This is a genomic window from Modestobacter sp. VKM Ac-2983 (assembly GCF_026967885.1).
GTDB lineage: Bacteria > Actinomycetota > Actinomycetes > Mycobacteriales > Geodermatophilaceae > Modestobacter.
The window spans coordinates 997,248-1,011,792 of sequence record NZ_JAPVBK010000003.1 but is presented as its reverse complement, the minus strand read 5'-3'; the positions used below and the strand labels follow the sequence as shown (position 1 = coordinate 1,011,792).

Genomic DNA, 14,545 nt, shown 5'->3' with positions numbered 1-14,545 from the left:
ACGGGAGAGGTGGGTGGGACGGAGGTGGTCTAAGCGAGGACGGGGTCGGCCGACTCGTGGGCCATGGTGAGCAGCTCGCGGGCGATCGCCGCGTCGCGCTCCTCGCGGAGGACGGCGAGCTGCGCCTCGAGCCGGCGCACCTTCGCCCGCAGGGCGGCGTTCTCCTCGGCTGCTCGCAGCTCGTGGGGAGCGACGACGGAACCGAACAGGGCCTTGGCCATGGCTCAGCGGCCTTTCACTGCAGGAGGAGGTCCCGTCGCACCGCCGGAGGGCGGTCTGCGCGGGCTGGTGTCCCCAGGGTGACACCAGCCTCGACGTGGGTCAACGGCAGTGCGGCGACGCCACCGTGTCGGGGTGATGTCGTCTTCGTCACCCCACGGTGAAGTCCGACACCGCCTGCACCTCGCCGTCCCGGTGGTCCACGGAGGTGACCGAACCCGGGGCCCGCGGCCCGGAGAGCTCGGCGAGCACGGCCGCCACGTCGTCGTCCGGGCCCTCGAGGACCACCTCGACCCGGCCGTCGGTCAGGTTCGTCGCCGACCCGGTCAGGCCACGCCCGGTCGCCGCCTGCCGCACGAACCAGCGGTAGCCGACGCCCTGCACCTGCCCGTCGACCAGGGCGACCACCCGCCGGGGTGCGCTCATCGGGCCGGGCGGGGACGCGGACGGGGCTGGCACTGCGGGCAGCTGTAGCTGGAGCGGTTCATGAACGACTCCCGGCGGATCGAGGTGCCACAACGGGGGCACGGGCGGTCGGCCTGCCCGTACACGGCCAGGTGCCGGGAGAAGTACCCGCTCTGCCCGTTGACGTCGACGTAGAGGGAGTCGAAGGAGGTGCCGCCCTGCGCCAGGCTCTCGCCGAGCACGTCCCGGATCCCCTCCAGCAGGTCGCTGACCTGGGCGCGGGTGAGCTTGTCCGTCGGCCGGGCCCCGTGCAGGCGGGCCCGCCACAGCGACTCGTCGGCGTAAATGTTGCCGACCCCGCCGATCAGCGTCTGGTCCAGCAGCGCCCGCTTGACCTCGGTGTGCCGGCGGCGGAGGGCCGCGCTGAAGGTGTCGACGTCGAACCCGGGGTCCAGCGGATCGGTGGCGATGTGCGCCAGCCGCGCCGGGAGACCGTCGCCCGGGGCCTCCTCGACCGCGAGCCCGCCGAAGGTCCGCTGGTCGACGAAGCGCAGCTCGCGACCGCCGTCGGTGAACCGGAACCGGGCCCGCAGGTGCACCTCGTCGGGCTCGTCGGGCTTCTCCACCAGTAGCTGCCCGCTCATGCCCAGGTGGGCGACGAGGGCCTGCCCGCACGGCGCACCGTCGGGCTCGGCCAGCGGCAGCCAGAGGTACTTGCCGCGGCGGTGGGCGGCGGTGAGCGTCCGTCCGGTGAGCGCGGCGCCGAAGTGGTCGGCCCCCTCCAGGTGCCGGCGCACCGCGCGGGGGTGGTGCACCTCGACCTGCTGGATCGTCCGGCCGGCGACCCAGCGCTCCAGCCCACGGCGGACGACCTCGACCTCAGGCAGCTCCGGCACGACTCAGTCCTGTGTCGGTCCGCTGTCGGCCGACAGGGCGTGCCAGGCCGTCTCGGCGGCCTCCTGCTCGGCGGCCTTCTTCGTCCGACCGGCGCCCGAACCGCGCACCTCGCCGGCCAGCAGCACGGCGGCGGTGAAGCTCTTGGCGTGGTCGGGACCCTCGTCCTCGACCTCGTAGACCGGTGCCCCCAGGCCCAGGGAGGCCCCGAGCTCCTGGAGGCTGGTCTTCCAGTCCAGGCCGGCGCCGCGGGTGGCCGACTCGGCCAGCAACGGGTCGAACAGCCGGTGCACGACCGCCGAGGCGGTGTCCAGCCCCAGCCCGAGGTGGACCGCCCCGATCAGCGCCTCGAGCGCGTCGGCGAGGATCGAGTCCTTCTCCCGGCCGCCGGTGGACTGCTCCCCCCGGCCCAGCAGCAGGTGCGGGCCGATGCCCCCCTCGCCCAGGGACCGGGAGACGCGGGCCAGCGAGGTCATGTTGACCACCGAGGCGCGCAGCTTCGCCAGCTGGCCCTCGGGCAGGTCCGGGTGGCTGCGGTAGAGCTCGTCGGTGACCACCAGCCCGAGCACCGAGTCGCCGAGGAACTCCAGGCGCTCGTTGGTGGGCAGCCCACCGTTCTCGTAGGCGTATGACCGGTGGGTCAGCGCCAGCCCGAGCAGGTCGCCGGGCAGCTCGAGGTCCAGCGCCGCGAGCAGCCAGCGGGCCGCCCGCTCGGCGTGTGCGGCACCGCCGGCGGGCACACGACGACCGGCGCCCTCGGCCCTGGGCTCCCCGGGGAGGGAGCTCAGCACCGAGGACGCCGGTGTGCTGGGCGGCTTCGCCACGCTCGAGCTGCGCAGGTCAGACCGCGAGGACCTGGCGGCCGTCGTGCTGGCCACAGGTGGGGCACGCCTGGTGCGGGGGCTTGAGCTCACGGCAGGCCGCGTTGGGGCAGGGCGCCAGGGTGGGGGCCGTGGCCTTCCACTGCGACCGGCGGGCGCGGGTGTTGCTCCGGGACATCTTCCGCTTCGGAACGGCCACGGTCAGTTCTCCTCTGGGTTGGTGCGGTTGGTGGACCCCGGCTGGGGTCCGGCCGCGCTGTCGGTCGGATCGGCACTGTCGGCCGTCTCGGTGAACCGGGCGGCGAGCCCGGCCCACCGAGGGTCGAGCACCTCGTGGGAGTGGTCGGCAGGGAGGTCGTCGAGCCGCTCGCCGCAGTCGACGCACAGGCCGGCGCAGTCCGGCTGGCAGGTGGGCGACAGCGGGAAGGTCAGGACGACGGTGTCACGGACCAGCGGCGCGAGGTCGAGCCGGTCGCCGTCGATGCGGCGCACCTCGTCCTCGCCGCTGGTGGCCTCGGTGGTGCTGCCCGCGTAGGCGTAGAGCTCCTGGACGTCGAGCTCCACGGTGTCCTCGACCGGCTCGAGGCAGCGGGCGCACTGGCCGGTGACCGGGAGCTCGACCTGGCCGGTGACCAGGACGCCCTCCATCACCGACTCCAGGCGGAGGTGGAGCTGGACCGGAGCACCCTCGGGGACGCCGATCATCTCCACGCCCCAGCCGGGCAGGGCCGGGAGCGTCTTCTCCCACTCACGCATCGAGCCGGCGCGGCGGCCGAGTTCCCGGAGGTCGATCTTCCAGGCCTTCTCGGCGGCCTTCTCGGCCGGCGTGGGGAGCGGCTTGTCGACGGGGTCGCCGGCCGGGCGCCGGGCGTCGGTGGACGCAGCGCCGGAGGACGGCCCCGTGGAGCGCGCGGAGGAAGCAGACATGTCGGTACTCGTCGTCGTCGGAGAAGGGGGGTGCCCGGCGCGAGGCCCGCGCCGGACGGGCACGCGGGACGGCAGCAGCCGGACAGACGTCCAGCCTACCCGATCCCTCCGTCCGCACCTCCCGGTCAGGGGTGGAGCGGACCGGTCACGGGCTGCGGAGGTTGCCCCGGGCCTTCTCCACCGAACGCGCCATGTGCGCCAGGGTGTTCCCGAAGTCGGCCAGCCGGCTGTCGACGTAGTCGTCGACCTCGGCCCGCATCCGAGCCACCTCGGCCGCCGTCTGGGCACCGAGCTCGTCGGCCCGGTCGACGGCGGTCCGGTACACCTCGGTCTCGGTGAGCAGCCGCTCGTGCTCGGCCTGGCCTACGGCGATCAGCTCGGCGCGCTGCTCCTGCCCGTCCCGCACGAGCTGGTCGCGCAGCCGGCGGGCCTCGGCGAGCAGCTCCTCGGCCTCCTCCTCCGCACCGGCGATCAGCTCGTCGGCCTGGGCCTGCGCCTCGGTGAGGATCTCGTCCCGCTGGCGGCGGGCCGTGCCGACCAGCTCCTCCCGCTGCCGGCGGGCGGCGACGACCACCTGCTCGCTCTCGCTGCGGGTGCGGCCGGTGAGCCGTTCGGCCTCGGCCTGGGCCTGCTGCAGGATCTCGGCGCGCTGCTCGACGATCGCCCCGGCCTGCTGGACCTCCTCGGGGAGGTTCTCCCGGAGGTCGTCGAGCAGGTCGAGCAGGTGGTCACGCGGCACCATGCAGGAGCTGGACATCGGCACGCTGCGGGCGTTCTCGATCACCGTCGTCAGCTCGTCGACGGTCTCGTAGAGCCGGTACACGACCTCGGTCACGACTGCCTGCCCTTCGACTGGGCCACCAGCCGGTCGTTGACCGCCTTGGGCACCAGGGACGACACGTCGCCGCCGAAGCGGGCGATCTGCTTGACCAGGCTGGAGGAGAGGTGCCCCACCTGGGGTGCGGTGGGCACGAACAGGGTCTCGACGGCGGCGAGCTCCCGGTTCATCTGGGCCATCTGCAGCTCGTACTCGAAGTCGCCGACCGCCCGCAGGCCCTTGACGATGACCGGGATCTGCTGGGCCAGGCAGTAGTCGACGAGCAGCCCCTCGAAGCTGTCGACCGTGACGTTGGGCAGGTCGACGACCGCCTCACGCAGCAGCGCCATCCGCTCGTGGACGTCGAACAGCCCGGCCTTGCCGGGGTTGACCAGCACCGCGACGACCAGCTCGTCGTACAGGCCGGCGGCGCGCGCGATCACATCGACATGGCCGTTGGTGACCGGGTCGAACGAACCGGGACAGACCGCTCGCCTCACGACAAGCGACCGTACCGGAGCACTGCCTCTCCGTACCGCCGATCACGCAGTCCGTCGAAGGGTGTCGGCCACGGGAAGCTCTTCTCGCGGCTGGACCGCTCCACCACCACGACCGCGTCCGGCGCCAGCCAGCCGTTCCCGGCCAGCGCCTCGAGCACGCCGAGCACCTCCTCGACCGGGGCGGCATAGGGCGGGTCGGCGAACACCAGGTCGAACGCCGCCGGCGCCGGCGCGGCCACCACGGCTTGCACGCTGCCCTGCACGACGCGCGCTCCGCGCAGGCCCACGGTCTCGATGTTGCCGCGCAGCACCGGCAGCACGCCGGCACCGGACTCCACGAAGACCGCCTCGGCCGCGCCGCGGGACAGCGCCTCCAGCCCGAGCGCCCCGGAACCGGCGTAGAGGTCCAGCACGCGGGCGCCGTCGAGGTCCAGCAGCGAGCCGAGGGAGTTGAACAACCCCTCCCTGGCCCGGTCACCCGTGGGGCGCACCCCGGCCCGGGGCACCTTGAGCCGACGGCCGCCGGCCACCCCGGCGATCAGCCGGGTCATCGGGGGGTCACGCCGGTCGGCTCCGTCCCGGGGCCGGCCCCGGACTGGCTGGGCCAGGACTGCTGCTTCATGCCTTCTCCAGGTAGGTGGCGCGCTCGTCCAGCGCCAGGGCGGCGACGGCGGCGGCCAGCTCGGGGTGGTCGGCGAGCCCGCGGCCCTGCTCGACCAGCGTCGTGGCCTCGACCCGGGCCTCGGCGATCAGCGCCTCGTCGTCCAGCAGGGACAGCAGCTTCACGTTCGACCGGCGGCCGGACTGCGCCGCGCCCAGCACGTCGCCCTCCCGGCGGGTCTCCAGGTCGAGCCGGGCGAGGGCGAAGCCGTCGGTGGTCGCGGCGACCGCGGCCAGTCGCTGCCCGGTCGGGGAGGTGCTGGGCGCCTCGGTGACCAGCAGGCACAGACCCGCGTGCTTCCCGCGGGCCACCCGGCCGCGCAGCTGGTGCAGCTGGCTGACGCCGAACCGGTCGGCGTCCATCACCACCATGACCGTGGCGTTGGGCACGTCGACCCCGACCTCGACGACGGTGGTGGCGACCAGGACGTCGACCTCCGCAGCGGCGAAGGCCCGCATCCGGGCCTCCTTCTCCTCCGGCGGCATCCGGCCGTGCAGCACCTCCACCCGCAGCGCCGACAGCGGACCGGCACGCAGCCCCTCGGCGACGTCGAGCACCGCGAGCGGCGGGCGCTTGTCGCTGGTGCCGCCCTTCTCCTCCGGCGGCGGTGCGCCGTCCGCGTCGTCCGGCCCGTCGTCGCCCTTGCCGCCGTCCTCGAGGTCGCCGATCCGGGGGCAGACGACGTAGACCTGCCGGCCGGCCGCCACCTCCTCACGCACCCGCACCCACGCGCGGTCCAGCCAGGCCGGCTTCTCCCCCACCGGCACGACCGAGCTGGACACCCCGCCGCGGCCGGCCGGCAGCTGGCGCAGCGTGGAGATCTCCAGGTCGCCGTAGACGGTCATCGCCACGGTCCGCGGGATCGGGGTGGCCGTCATGACCAGCACGTGCGGCGGCCGGGTGCCCTTGGCGCGCAGCGCGTCCCGCTGCTCCACCCCGAACCGGTGCTGCTCGTCGACGACGACCAGCCCCAGGTCGGCGAACTCCACGCCCTCCTGCAGCAGCGCATGGGTGCCCACCACGATGCCCGCGCTGCCGTCGGCGACCGCAGCCCGTGCCTCACGCCGGACGGCGGCCTTCTGCGAGCCGGTGAGCAGTGTCACCCGGGTGCCCTCCGGGTCGCCGTCGAGCTCACCCGCGCGCCCCAGCGGACCCAGGATCGCGGCCAGGCTGCGGGCGTGCTGGGCGGCGAGGACCTCGGTGGGCGCGAGCAGCGCGGCCTGCCCGCCGGCGTCGACGACCTGGGCCATCGCCCGCAGGGCGACGACCGTCTTGCCCGACCCGACCTCGCCCTGCAGCAGCCGGTTCATCGGCTGTTCGCGGGCCAGCTCGGCGGCCAGCTCCTCGCCGACCTCGCGCTGGCCGTCGGTCAGGGAGAACGGCAGGGCCGCGTCGACCGCGTCGAGCAGCCCGCCGCTGCGCCGCGGCCGGGCGATGCCGGGCTCCAGCGCGGCGGCCCGGCGGCGGGCGGCCAGGGTCGCCTGCAGGACGAGCGCCTCGTCCCACTTGAGCCGCTCGTCGGCCTCGTCCACCTGCTCCTGGCTCTCCGGCCGGTGCTTCTGCCGCAACGCCGTGGCCAGGTCGACCAGACCGTGACGCTCGCGGACGGATGCCGGGATCGGGTCGTCGAGGAGCTGCTCCAGGGAGTGGGCGTCGTCCATCAGCAGCTTGACCGACTTCTGGACCACCCAGCTGGAGACGTCCTTGCTCGCCGGGTAGAGGGGCACCATCGCCCGCGCCCAGTCGTCGTCGTCCCCGGTGATGATGTGGCAGTCGGGGTGGCTGAACTGCTTGTCCCCCCGCCACAGACCCACGGTGCCGGCGAACAGCCCCCACTCGCCCACGTCGAGGTGCGCGTGCCGGTTGTTGAAGAAGACCAGCCGCATGCTCCCCGCGCCGTCGCCGACGGTCACCTCGGTGAGCGTCCCGCGGCGCTGCTGCATCCGCCGGGTGCTGACGCTCTTCACCTGGGCCAGCACGGTCACCCGGTCACCGACCTCCAGGCCGTCGAGCCGGGTCATCTCCCCCCGCCGGGCGTAGCGGCGGGGGTAGTGCCGCAGCAGGTCGCGCACGGTGTGCAGCGCCAGCTGCTCGGCCATCACCTTCGCCGTCTTCGGTCCGAGCACGCGGGTCAGCGGCGTGTCCATGGAGATCGCCACTACTCGACCCCGATCAGCAGGGGCACGGCCCCGGCGCCGCCGGCGTAGCGGACCACCTCGACCGTCGGGTGCACCGCGGAGAGGTGGGCACAGACCGCGTCGCCGAGGGCGGGCTCCTCCCCCACGACGACGGTGGCCATCTCCCCGCCCGCCGACAGCAGCCGGTCCAGCAGGTCGCGGGCGACGGCGACCTGGTCGGCGCCGATGACCACGACGTCGCCCTCCGCGCTGCCCAGCACGTCTCCGGGGGCGCAGCGGCCGGCCGAGGTGAGCGCCTCCTGCTCGGCGACGGTCACCTCCGCCCACCGGGTCGCGGCCGCGGCCTCGGCCATGGCGATGACGTCGTCCCCGAAGCGGCGGGCCGGGTCGGCGACGGCGAGCGCTGCCAGGCCCTGCACGGCCGACCGGGTCGGGACCACCACGACGTCGCGACCCTCCTCGCGGGCCCGGTCTGCGGCGCGGGCGGTGACCGCGGTGACCTCCCAGTGGTTGGGCAGCACGACGACCTGCTCGGCCCCGGTGTCCAGCACCGCCTGCAGGACGGCGTCCTCGTCCACCGCATCGACCGGCGCGGTCAGCACGGTGACCCCTTCGGCTCCGAAGAGCTCGGCGAGCCCGGCGGAGCAGGCCAGCGCGAGGACGGCGCGCAGCCCCGCCGCGGCGGCCGGCGCCCGCACCGGGGCCAGCGGGGTGACCGAGATCCGGTGCGGCCGCCCCGCCTCGATCCCCGCCTCCACCGCGGCGCCGACGTCGCTGACGTGGACGTGGACGTTCCACTCCCGGCCGCCCGGGGTGTCGACGCCGACGACGACCAGGCAGTCGCCCAGCTCGGCCAGCCGCGCCTGCAGCCGGGAGACGGCGGCCTCGTCGGAGTCGGCGAGCAGGAACTGCACCTCGCTGCCCGGCCCGGGCGCGGGCGCGGCCGGCACCGGCCACGGTGACCGGCGGGGCCGGGCGGGCCGCCCGTCCAGCGGCGCCCGAGCCGGCGTCGTGCCGGTGACCGTGCCGACCAGCGCATCGAGCACCAGGCACCAGCCGGCGCCCCCGGCGTCGACCACACCGGCGTCGCGCAGCGCGGCCAGCTGGCCGGTGGTCGCCCGCAGGGCGGTGAGCGCACCCTCGGCGGCGGCCCGGACGACGTCGGCCAGCCCGGCCTGCCCGGCGGCGACGGCGGTCGTCGCCGCATCGGCGCCGGCCCGGGCCACGGTGAGGAACGTGCCCTCCGCCGGATCGGCGACCGCGGCGTAGGCGGTGCCGGCGGCCGAGGCCAGTGCATCGGCGAGCACCGGCCCGTGGACGTGCTCCACGTCGGCCAGCCCGTCCGCGAGCCCGCGCAGCAGCTGGGCCAGGATCGCCCCGGAGTTGCCCCGCGCGCCCAGCACGGCGCCGCGGGCCAGCACGTCCCAGACGGACTCGGTGCCGTCGGCGCTGGTCAGCGCCGCGTGCGCGGCCTGGGCGGTCATGAGCAGGTTGGTGCCGGTGTCCCCGTCGGGGACCGGGAAGACGTTCAGCTCGTCGAGCCGGCCACGCGCCTGCGTCAGCGTGTCGACGACGGCGGAGCTCCATCGGCCGACCGCGGCCTCGTCCAGCGCCTCCAGCACGTGCGGCAGGGTACCGGGGTGCACCGACACGACCGGGTGCCCACGACCCTCCCGCCGCCGCGCGGCCCCGGGGGACGGGGCGGTCCGACACGGCTGGTGAGCACCGGCTACAGTGGTCTCCAGTTGTGCGTGGCAGGACCATGCCCTGGGCTTCTGCCCGGGTCTCCGCCGAGCACTGCGACTGACTTCAGGACCTGACTTCAGCTGGACCAATTCTCTGGGAGTGATCGACCGTGGCTGCCGTGTGCGATGTGTGTGGCAAGGGCCCCGGTTTCGGCATGTCGGTGTCGCACTCGCACCGCCGCACGCCGCGCCGTTGGAACCCGAACATCCAGTCCGTCCGCGCCGCGCTGACCGGCGGCGGCCGCCAGCGCATGAACGTCTGCACCTCGTGCATCCGCGCGGGCAAGGTCGCTCGGGCGTGATGCAGGCCCCCGACAGGGGGCCCTCGAGCTGAGAAGACCCCGGAGGTCCTGTGGACCCCCGGGGTCTTCGGCGTTCCCGGCCGGCTCAGTGGCCGATCCCCCGCGCGCGGGCCGCGGCGACCACCACGTCGACCACGGTGGCGTGCGGCAGGGCAGTGCTGTCCACGACGAGGTGGTAGTGCCGGGCCTCGGCCGGATCGCACCGGTAGAAGTGCCGCACGTAGGCCGTCCGCGCGGCGTCGGCGGCCTCCTGCTCCCGGCGCACCTCCTCGACGGGTCGGTCCAGGTGCTCCACCGCGGCCGCCAGCCGGCGCTCCGGCGGGCCGTCCAGCCGCACGTGCAGGACGTCGGGCCGGTCGCGCAGCACCATCGCTCCCGCGCGCCCGAGCACGACGCCCCCGGGCCCGGCCGCGATCTCGGTCACCACCCACTCGGTCTGCTGCCGGTAGGCCCGCTCGTCGGGCAGCGACCCGGTGGGCAGCACCCCGCCCACCGGGTCGGGCATCGTGCCGAGCGAGCTGACCAGCCGCCACAGCCCGCGGGCGATGGTCTCGTCGTTGGCCTCGGCCTCGGCCACCGGGACCCCGAGCCGACCGGCCACCTGCGCCGGGATGACCCGGTCGTGGAAGGGCAGGCCGAGCCGTTCGGCGACGGCGGGGGCGATCTCCGCGCCACCGGCGCCGAAGGACGCCGAGAAGGTCACGACGCCCATGCGTCCTCCTCCGCCACGGGCCGACCGGCGACGAGCTCCTTGCCGAGGAAGACCGCCTCCGGCGAGTCCGCGTAGATGCCGTAGCCGGCCACCGGGGTGTAGCCCGCCCGCGCGTAGAGCGCCAGGGCCTCGGGCTGCCGGTCACCGGAGTTCAGCAACAGCCGCACGGCCCCGGCCGCGGCCGCGGTGCGCTCCAGCTCGGCCAGCACCTGCGCGGCCAGCCCCCGGCGCCGGAAGCCGGGCTCCACGTACATCCGCTTCAGCTCGGCCACCCCCTGCCCGTGCGCCCGCCAGCCACCGCAGCCGGCCGGCACCCCGTCGACCTCGGCGACCAGGAACAGCCCCAGCGGCGGGGAGAACTCCGCTGGGTCGACCACCGCGTCGTCCCGGCCGCCGTACCGGACGACGTACTCCTGCTGCACCCGCTCGACCAGGTGCTGCGCCACCGGGTCGGCGTACCCGACGACGCGCAGCTGCGCCCGCCCGGACCCGGCCCCCGGGGCCTCAGCCGAAGTGGACATGCCCTGCCCCCTCCCCCAGCTCCTCGGCCACCCGACCCGCGGGCACCCCGTCCACCTGCACGCCGGGCCCGTCAGCGCCGCTCGCGTGCACCGCGCCGACGACCGTCCAGCCGGCCGGCAGGTCGGCGCCGGCCGGGAAGGTCGCCACCAGCGCATGGTCCTCACCGCCGGTCAGCACCCAGGCCATCGGGTCCCCGCCCAGCGCCGCCGCGACCTGCGGCAGCGGCCCGGCGGGGTCGACGAACGCCGCCTGGAGCGCGGCCCGGTCCAGGTCGATCAGCACCCCGCTGTCGGCGGCCAGGTGACCGGCGTCGGCGAGCAGCCCGTCGCTGGTGTCGCACATCGCCGTCGCCCCGGCGTCCGCGGCGGCGGGGCCGGCCGCGTAGGGCGGGGTGGGCCGGCGGTGCGCGCGCACGGCGGCGATCGGCGAGGAGAAGCCCCGGCGCAGCACGGCCAGCCCGCAGGCCGACCAGCCCAGCCGCCCGGCGACGGCGACGACGTCCCCCGGACGGGCGCCGCTGCGCAGCACCGGCGCGCGACCACCCAGGTCCCCCAGCGCCGTCACCGACAGCACGACCGCCTGCGAGTCGGGGGCGCTGGCCGAGGTGTCCCCGCCGACCACGGCCGCGCCGAAGGGGGCGCACTCGGCGGCCATCCCGACGGCGACGTCCTCCAGCCAGGCGGTCGGGGTGCCCGCCGGGCAGGCCAGCCCCACCAGCAGCGCGGTCGGCACGGCGCCCATGGCCGCGATGTCGGCCAGGTTCGCGGCCGCCGCCTTGTGGCCGACGTCCTCGGCGGAGGACCAGTCGCGGCGGAAGTGCCGCCCCTCCACCAGGACGTCGGTGCAGGCCACCACCCGGCCGTCGGGGGTGCGGAGCACCGCGGCGTCGTCGCCGGGGCCCACGTCGGCCACCGCGGCGGCACCGGAGCGGGCCACGACCCGGTCGATGACGGCGAACTCCCCGACCGCGCCGACGCTGTCGTCCGGGTCCGGCTGGAGGCCCAGGGGGCGGGGCCGAGTCATCGGTCACTCCCCCCGACTGGGGTACGTTGCCGATCGGCCCGCTGCTCGGCAGGCCGGTCGCACCCCCCGCCGCTGCCGACGTGGCAGCCGGCGTCGAGGCACTGCCCGAGGAAGGTCAACCCGTGGTCCACGCCTACATCCTGATCCAGACCGAAGTCGGCAAGGCAGCCGCGGTCGCCGCGAGCATCAGCGAGATCGCCGGCGTGACCAAGGCCGAGGACGTCACCGGCCCCTACGACGTCATCGTGCGCGCCGAGGCGAACACCGTCGACGAGCTCGGCCGGCTGGTGGTGGCCCGGGTGCAGTCCGTCGACGGGATCACCCGCACGCTGACCTGCCCCGTCGTCAACCTCTGAGCCGCTTGAGCACCCCCGCCCCCGACCAGGCCGCCCCGCCGCCCCCGGACCCGTTGCGGCGGGCGGCGCTGATCGCCACCGCCGTCCTGGTGCCGCTGGTCGTCGTCCTGCTCGTGCTGGTCAACGTGGTCGGCCGCGGCACCGAGGCCGAGGAGGAGCCCGACGCGGTCGCGGAGATCTCCGGCACCAGCTCCGCGCCCCGCGCCGAGCTGCCGGCACTGCCCGTCGACACCCCGGACATCACCCCGGAGGCCGATCTGGCCTGCCCCGCGTTGATGAGCCAGCTGCCGCTGGAACTGGCCGAGGAGACCTCGCGCCGGGTCGACTCCGACAGCCCGTTCGCCTACGCCTGGGGCGACCCCGCGACCGTGCTCATCTGCGGCGCGGAACCGCCGGCCGGCTACGCCGTCGGCGGCCCGCCGACACTGCTGGTCTCCGGCGTGGAGTGGTTCGTCGACACCACCGACCCCGACGTCTACGTGTGGACGACGGTCGACCGCAACGTCCCGGTGCAGGTGCGGGTGCCGGCCAGCTCCGACAGCGCCGCTCCGACCGCGCTGAGCCCGCTCATCGCCGGCGCGATCCCCTACGTCGAGCCGACCCCGGCCCCGCTGCCCGACTGAACGGCCCCCGTGCAGGGTCCCGCCGCGAGCTCGCGAGTGGTGGGGGGCACGGGGGTCCTCCGTCAGCCGGCCGGGAGCCGGTCGAGCTGAGCGGTGGTGACCGCCTCCAGCTCGCGGCGCGCCGCCTCGGGGGTGTCGGCAACGGCCGCGACGGCGACGGTGAAGACCCCGACCGAGCACCAGGCGAAGACCGCCGGCCCGGACATCCGGGTCTCGGGCGCCGGGTCGTCCTGGGCGAGCAGCACGCAGTCGTCCGGCAGCCCCCCGGGTGAGCGGTCCAGGTCACCGCCGTAGTGCTCGGCGTCGTTGCGGGCCAGGTCGTCGGCGTAGGTGACCGCGCCGGCCGGGTCGGCGAACTGGTCGATGAAGACGCTGGTCAGCTCCGCACCCGAGCGCCAGAAGCGTTCCCAGCCGCGGGTGTACCCGTAGTCGGCGAGCACCTCCTGCTGGCGCTGCGCGTCCTCCCCGTAGCGGGCCACGTCGTCGATCGTCTTCTCCCCCGCCGGCGGGGCCAGCTCGTCGTCGGGCACCCGCGGGAGCCCGGAGGGCACCTCCTCGACCAGCAGGGCCTCCAGCTCGGCCGGGCTGGTCGGGGTCGCCACCGACGCCGCCGCCTCCGGTACCGGGTCGGCGTCGGAGGAGGTGCAGCCGGTGCACACCGGGGCGACGAGCAGCACTGCGGCCGCGGCACCCCGCAGCAGCCGCGAGGTCATCCGGCGCCCAGCACGGCGCCGTCCCGCGGGCTGTCGTCCGGGACCCGGCCGGCCAGGGCGCTGGCCACCAGCCGGTCGACCAGCTCCGGGTAGCCGACCCCGGAGGCGGCCCACATCCGCGGGAACATCGAGATCGGGGTGAAGCCGGGCATCGTGTTGACCTCGTTGACGACCCACCGGTCGGCACCGGTCACCGGGTCGGTGGTCAGGAAGAAGTCCACCCGGGCCAGACCGGCACAGTCCAGGGCCAGGTAGGCCCGGCGGGACGTCTCCTGCACCGCCCGGACCTGCTCGGGGGTGAGGTCGGCGGGCACGTCGAACTCGACGGCGTCCTCGAGGTACTTGGCGTCGAAGTCGTACCAGTCGGTGCCCGGCCGCAGCCGGATCTCCGCCGGCAGGCTGACGTCGGGCAGCCCTCCGCCGGGCGCGGCGAGCACCCCGCACTCGATCTCCCGGCCGGGCACCGCGGCCTCGACCACGACCTTCGGGTCCACCGCGGCCGCCGTCGCGACGGCGGCCGGGAACTGCGCCCAGTCGGTGACCTTGGTGATGCCGATGCTGGAGCCGGCGCGGGAGGGCTTGACGAAGACCGGCAGCCCGAGCCGGGCCCGGGCCGCCTCGTCCAGCAGCGTCGGGTCGGCGCAGAGCGCACCGGAGGCGTCGCGCAGCACCACGTGGTCACCCTGCGGGATGCCCGCCGCGGTGAGCAGCTTCTTGGTGAACTCCTTGTCCATCGACGCGGCGCTGGCGAAGACACCGGAGCCGACATAGGGCAGCCCGGACATCTCCAGCAGGCCCTGGATGGTGCCGTCCTCGCCGTAGGCGCCGTGCAGCACCGGGAAGACGACGTCGACCTCGGTGAGCCGGCCGATCGCCTGCCCGGCCTCCAGCACCGCCAGCCCCCGGCCGGCCGGGTCGCCGACGAGCGACACCGCCATGCCGTCGACGACCTCGGGCAGCTGCCCGTCGTCGATGGCCAGGGCCTTGCCGTCGTGCAGCAGCCAGCGGCCGTCCCGGGTGATGCCGACGGGCACCACCTCGTACCGCGCCGGGTCCAGCGCGGCCAGCACGCTCCCGGCCGACACGCAGGAGATCGCGTGCTCCGCGCTCCGCCCGCCGAAGACGACAGCGACCCTGGTCTTGCGCGCCTTCCCGGTCATCGCCGCC

At 75.4% G+C, this 14,545-nt stretch carries 19 protein-coding genes; 3 read left to right on the top strand and 16 right to left on the bottom strand.

The window, feature by feature from the left end; genetic code table 11:
* Nucleotides 1-29 precede the first annotated feature (29 nt).
* The 11 genes from O2W18_RS16825 to O2W18_RS16775 form a co-directional block, all read right to left on the bottom strand.
* Nucleotides 30-221 (bottom strand): hypothetical protein, encoded by a 192-nt coding sequence (locus O2W18_RS16825; protein ID WP_269170930.1) that lies wholly within the window; start codon nt 219-221, stop codon nt 30-32.
* A gap of 148 nt (nt 222-369) precedes the next feature.
* Nucleotides 370-645, bottom strand: coding sequence for an acylphosphatase (locus O2W18_RS16820; protein ID WP_269188590.1), 276 nt, complete (start codon nt 643-645; stop codon nt 370-372).
* Nucleotides 642-1,520 (bottom strand): bifunctional DNA-formamidopyrimidine glycosylase/DNA-(apurinic or apyrimidinic site) lyase, encoded by an 879-nt coding sequence (mutM, locus tag O2W18_RS16815; protein WP_269188589.1) that lies wholly within the window; start codon nt 1,518-1,520, stop codon nt 642-644. The genes O2W18_RS16820 and mutM overlap by 4 nt, the downstream gene beginning before the upstream one ends.
* A 3-nt stretch (nt 1,521-1,523) precedes the next feature.
* Entirely contained in the window at nt 1,524-2,342 is an 819-nt protein-coding gene (gene rnc / locus O2W18_RS16810; protein WP_269188588.1) for a ribonuclease III, read from the bottom strand.
* 16 nt (nt 2,343-2,358) lie between these two features.
* Nucleotides 2,359-2,538, bottom strand: coding sequence for a 50S ribosomal protein L32 (gene rpmF / locus O2W18_RS16805; RefSeq protein ID WP_269170926.1), 180 nt, complete (start codon nt 2,536-2,538; stop codon nt 2,359-2,361).
* 2 nt (nt 2,539-2,540) lie between these two features.
* Nucleotides 2,541-3,266, bottom strand: coding sequence for a YceD family protein (locus O2W18_RS16800; RefSeq protein ID WP_269188587.1), 726 nt, complete (start codon nt 3,264-3,266; stop codon nt 2,541-2,543).
* Nucleotides 3,267-3,411: 145 nt separating this feature from the next.
* A complete protein-coding gene (locus O2W18_RS16795) occupies nt 3,412-4,101 on the bottom strand; it encodes a hypothetical protein (protein ID WP_269188586.1) in 690 nt (229 codons plus the stop codon).
* Complete coding sequence (gene coaD, locus O2W18_RS16790; RefSeq protein WP_269188585.1) at nt 4,098-4,583, bottom strand: pantetheine-phosphate adenylyltransferase; 486 nt, start codon at nt 4,581-4,583, stop codon at nt 4,098-4,100. The genes O2W18_RS16795 and coaD overlap by 4 nt, the downstream gene beginning before the upstream one ends.
* Nucleotides 4,580-5,134: a 16S rRNA (guanine(966)-N(2))-methyltransferase RsmD gene (rsmD, locus tag O2W18_RS16785; protein WP_269188584.1), complete on the bottom strand. Its 555-nt coding sequence runs from the start codon at nt 5,132-5,134 to the stop codon at nt 4,580-4,582. The genes coaD and rsmD overlap by 4 nt, the downstream gene beginning before the upstream one ends.
* 67 nt (nt 5,135-5,201) lie before the next feature.
* The gene (gene recG / locus O2W18_RS16780) at nt 5,202-7,391 is read right to left on the bottom strand and encodes an ATP-dependent DNA helicase RecG (protein WP_269188583.1); all 2,190 of its coding nucleotides are present in this window, start codon (nt 7,389-7,391) and stop codon (nt 5,202-5,204) included.
* Nucleotides 7,392-7,402: 11 nt separating this feature from the next.
* On the bottom strand, nt 7,403-9,004 hold the full coding sequence (locus tag O2W18_RS16775) for a DAK2 domain-containing protein (protein WP_269188582.1): 1,602 nt from the start codon (nt 9,002-9,004) through the stop codon (nt 7,403-7,405).
* 233 nt (nt 9,005-9,237) lie between these two features.
* On the opposite strand from O2W18_RS16775, the gene rpmB reads away from it, so the two are divergent.
* The gene (rpmB, locus tag O2W18_RS16770) at nt 9,238-9,429 is read left to right on the top strand and encodes a 50S ribosomal protein L28 (RefSeq protein ID WP_036339964.1); all 192 of its coding nucleotides are present in this window, start codon (nt 9,238-9,240) and stop codon (nt 9,427-9,429) included.
* A gap of 85 nt (nt 9,430-9,514) precedes the next feature.
* On the opposite strand, the gene O2W18_RS16765 is transcribed toward rpmB, so the two are convergent.
* The 3 genes from O2W18_RS16765 to O2W18_RS16755 are packed head-to-tail and all read right to left on the bottom strand — an operon-like array spanning nt 9,515 to nt 11,686.
* Nucleotides 9,515-10,141 carry a cytidylate kinase-like family protein gene (locus tag O2W18_RS16765; RefSeq protein WP_269188581.1) on the bottom strand — a complete coding sequence of 209 codons (627 nt, stop codon included), beginning with the start codon at nt 10,139-10,141 and terminating at the stop codon, nt 9,515-9,517.
* Complete coding sequence (locus O2W18_RS16760) at nt 10,129-10,662, bottom strand: GNAT family N-acetyltransferase (protein ID WP_269188580.1); 534 nt, start codon at nt 10,660-10,662, stop codon at nt 10,129-10,131. The genes O2W18_RS16765 and O2W18_RS16760 overlap by 13 nt, the downstream gene beginning before the upstream one ends.
* Nucleotides 10,646-11,686: a thiamine-phosphate kinase gene (locus O2W18_RS16755; RefSeq protein WP_269188579.1), complete on the bottom strand. Its 1,041-nt coding sequence runs from the start codon at nt 11,684-11,686 to the stop codon at nt 10,646-10,648. The genes O2W18_RS16760 and O2W18_RS16755 overlap by 17 nt, the downstream gene beginning before the upstream one ends.
* A gap of 122 nt (nt 11,687-11,808) precedes the next feature.
* Between O2W18_RS16755 and O2W18_RS16750 the strand changes: the two genes are divergently transcribed.
* Nucleotides 11,809-12,042: an Lrp/AsnC ligand binding domain-containing protein gene (locus tag O2W18_RS16750; protein ID WP_014742398.1), complete on the top strand. Its 234-nt coding sequence runs from the start codon at nt 11,809-11,811 to the stop codon at nt 12,040-12,042.
* 5 nt (nt 12,043-12,047) lie between these two features.
* The gene (locus O2W18_RS16745; RefSeq protein ID WP_269188578.1) at nt 12,048-12,665 is read left to right on the top strand and encodes a DUF3515 family protein; all 618 of its coding nucleotides are present in this window, start codon (nt 12,048-12,050) and stop codon (nt 12,663-12,665) included.
* Between the two features lie 62 nt (nt 12,666-12,727).
* Here O2W18_RS16745 and O2W18_RS16740 read toward each other — a convergent pair whose 3' ends face one another.
* Together O2W18_RS16740 and O2W18_RS16735 are read right to left on the bottom strand one after the other, a co-directional pair.
* Nucleotides 12,728-13,378, bottom strand: a complete 651-nt coding sequence (locus O2W18_RS16740; RefSeq protein WP_269188577.1) for a hypothetical protein — start codon at nt 13,376-13,378, stop codon at nt 12,728-12,730.
* Nucleotides 13,375-14,538, bottom strand: coding sequence for a D-alanine--D-alanine ligase family protein (locus O2W18_RS16735; protein WP_269188576.1), 1,164 nt, complete (start codon nt 14,536-14,538; stop codon nt 13,375-13,377). Before O2W18_RS16735 ends, O2W18_RS16740 begins: the two co-directional genes overlap by 4 nt.
* Nucleotides 14,539-14,545 lie beyond the last annotated feature (7 nt).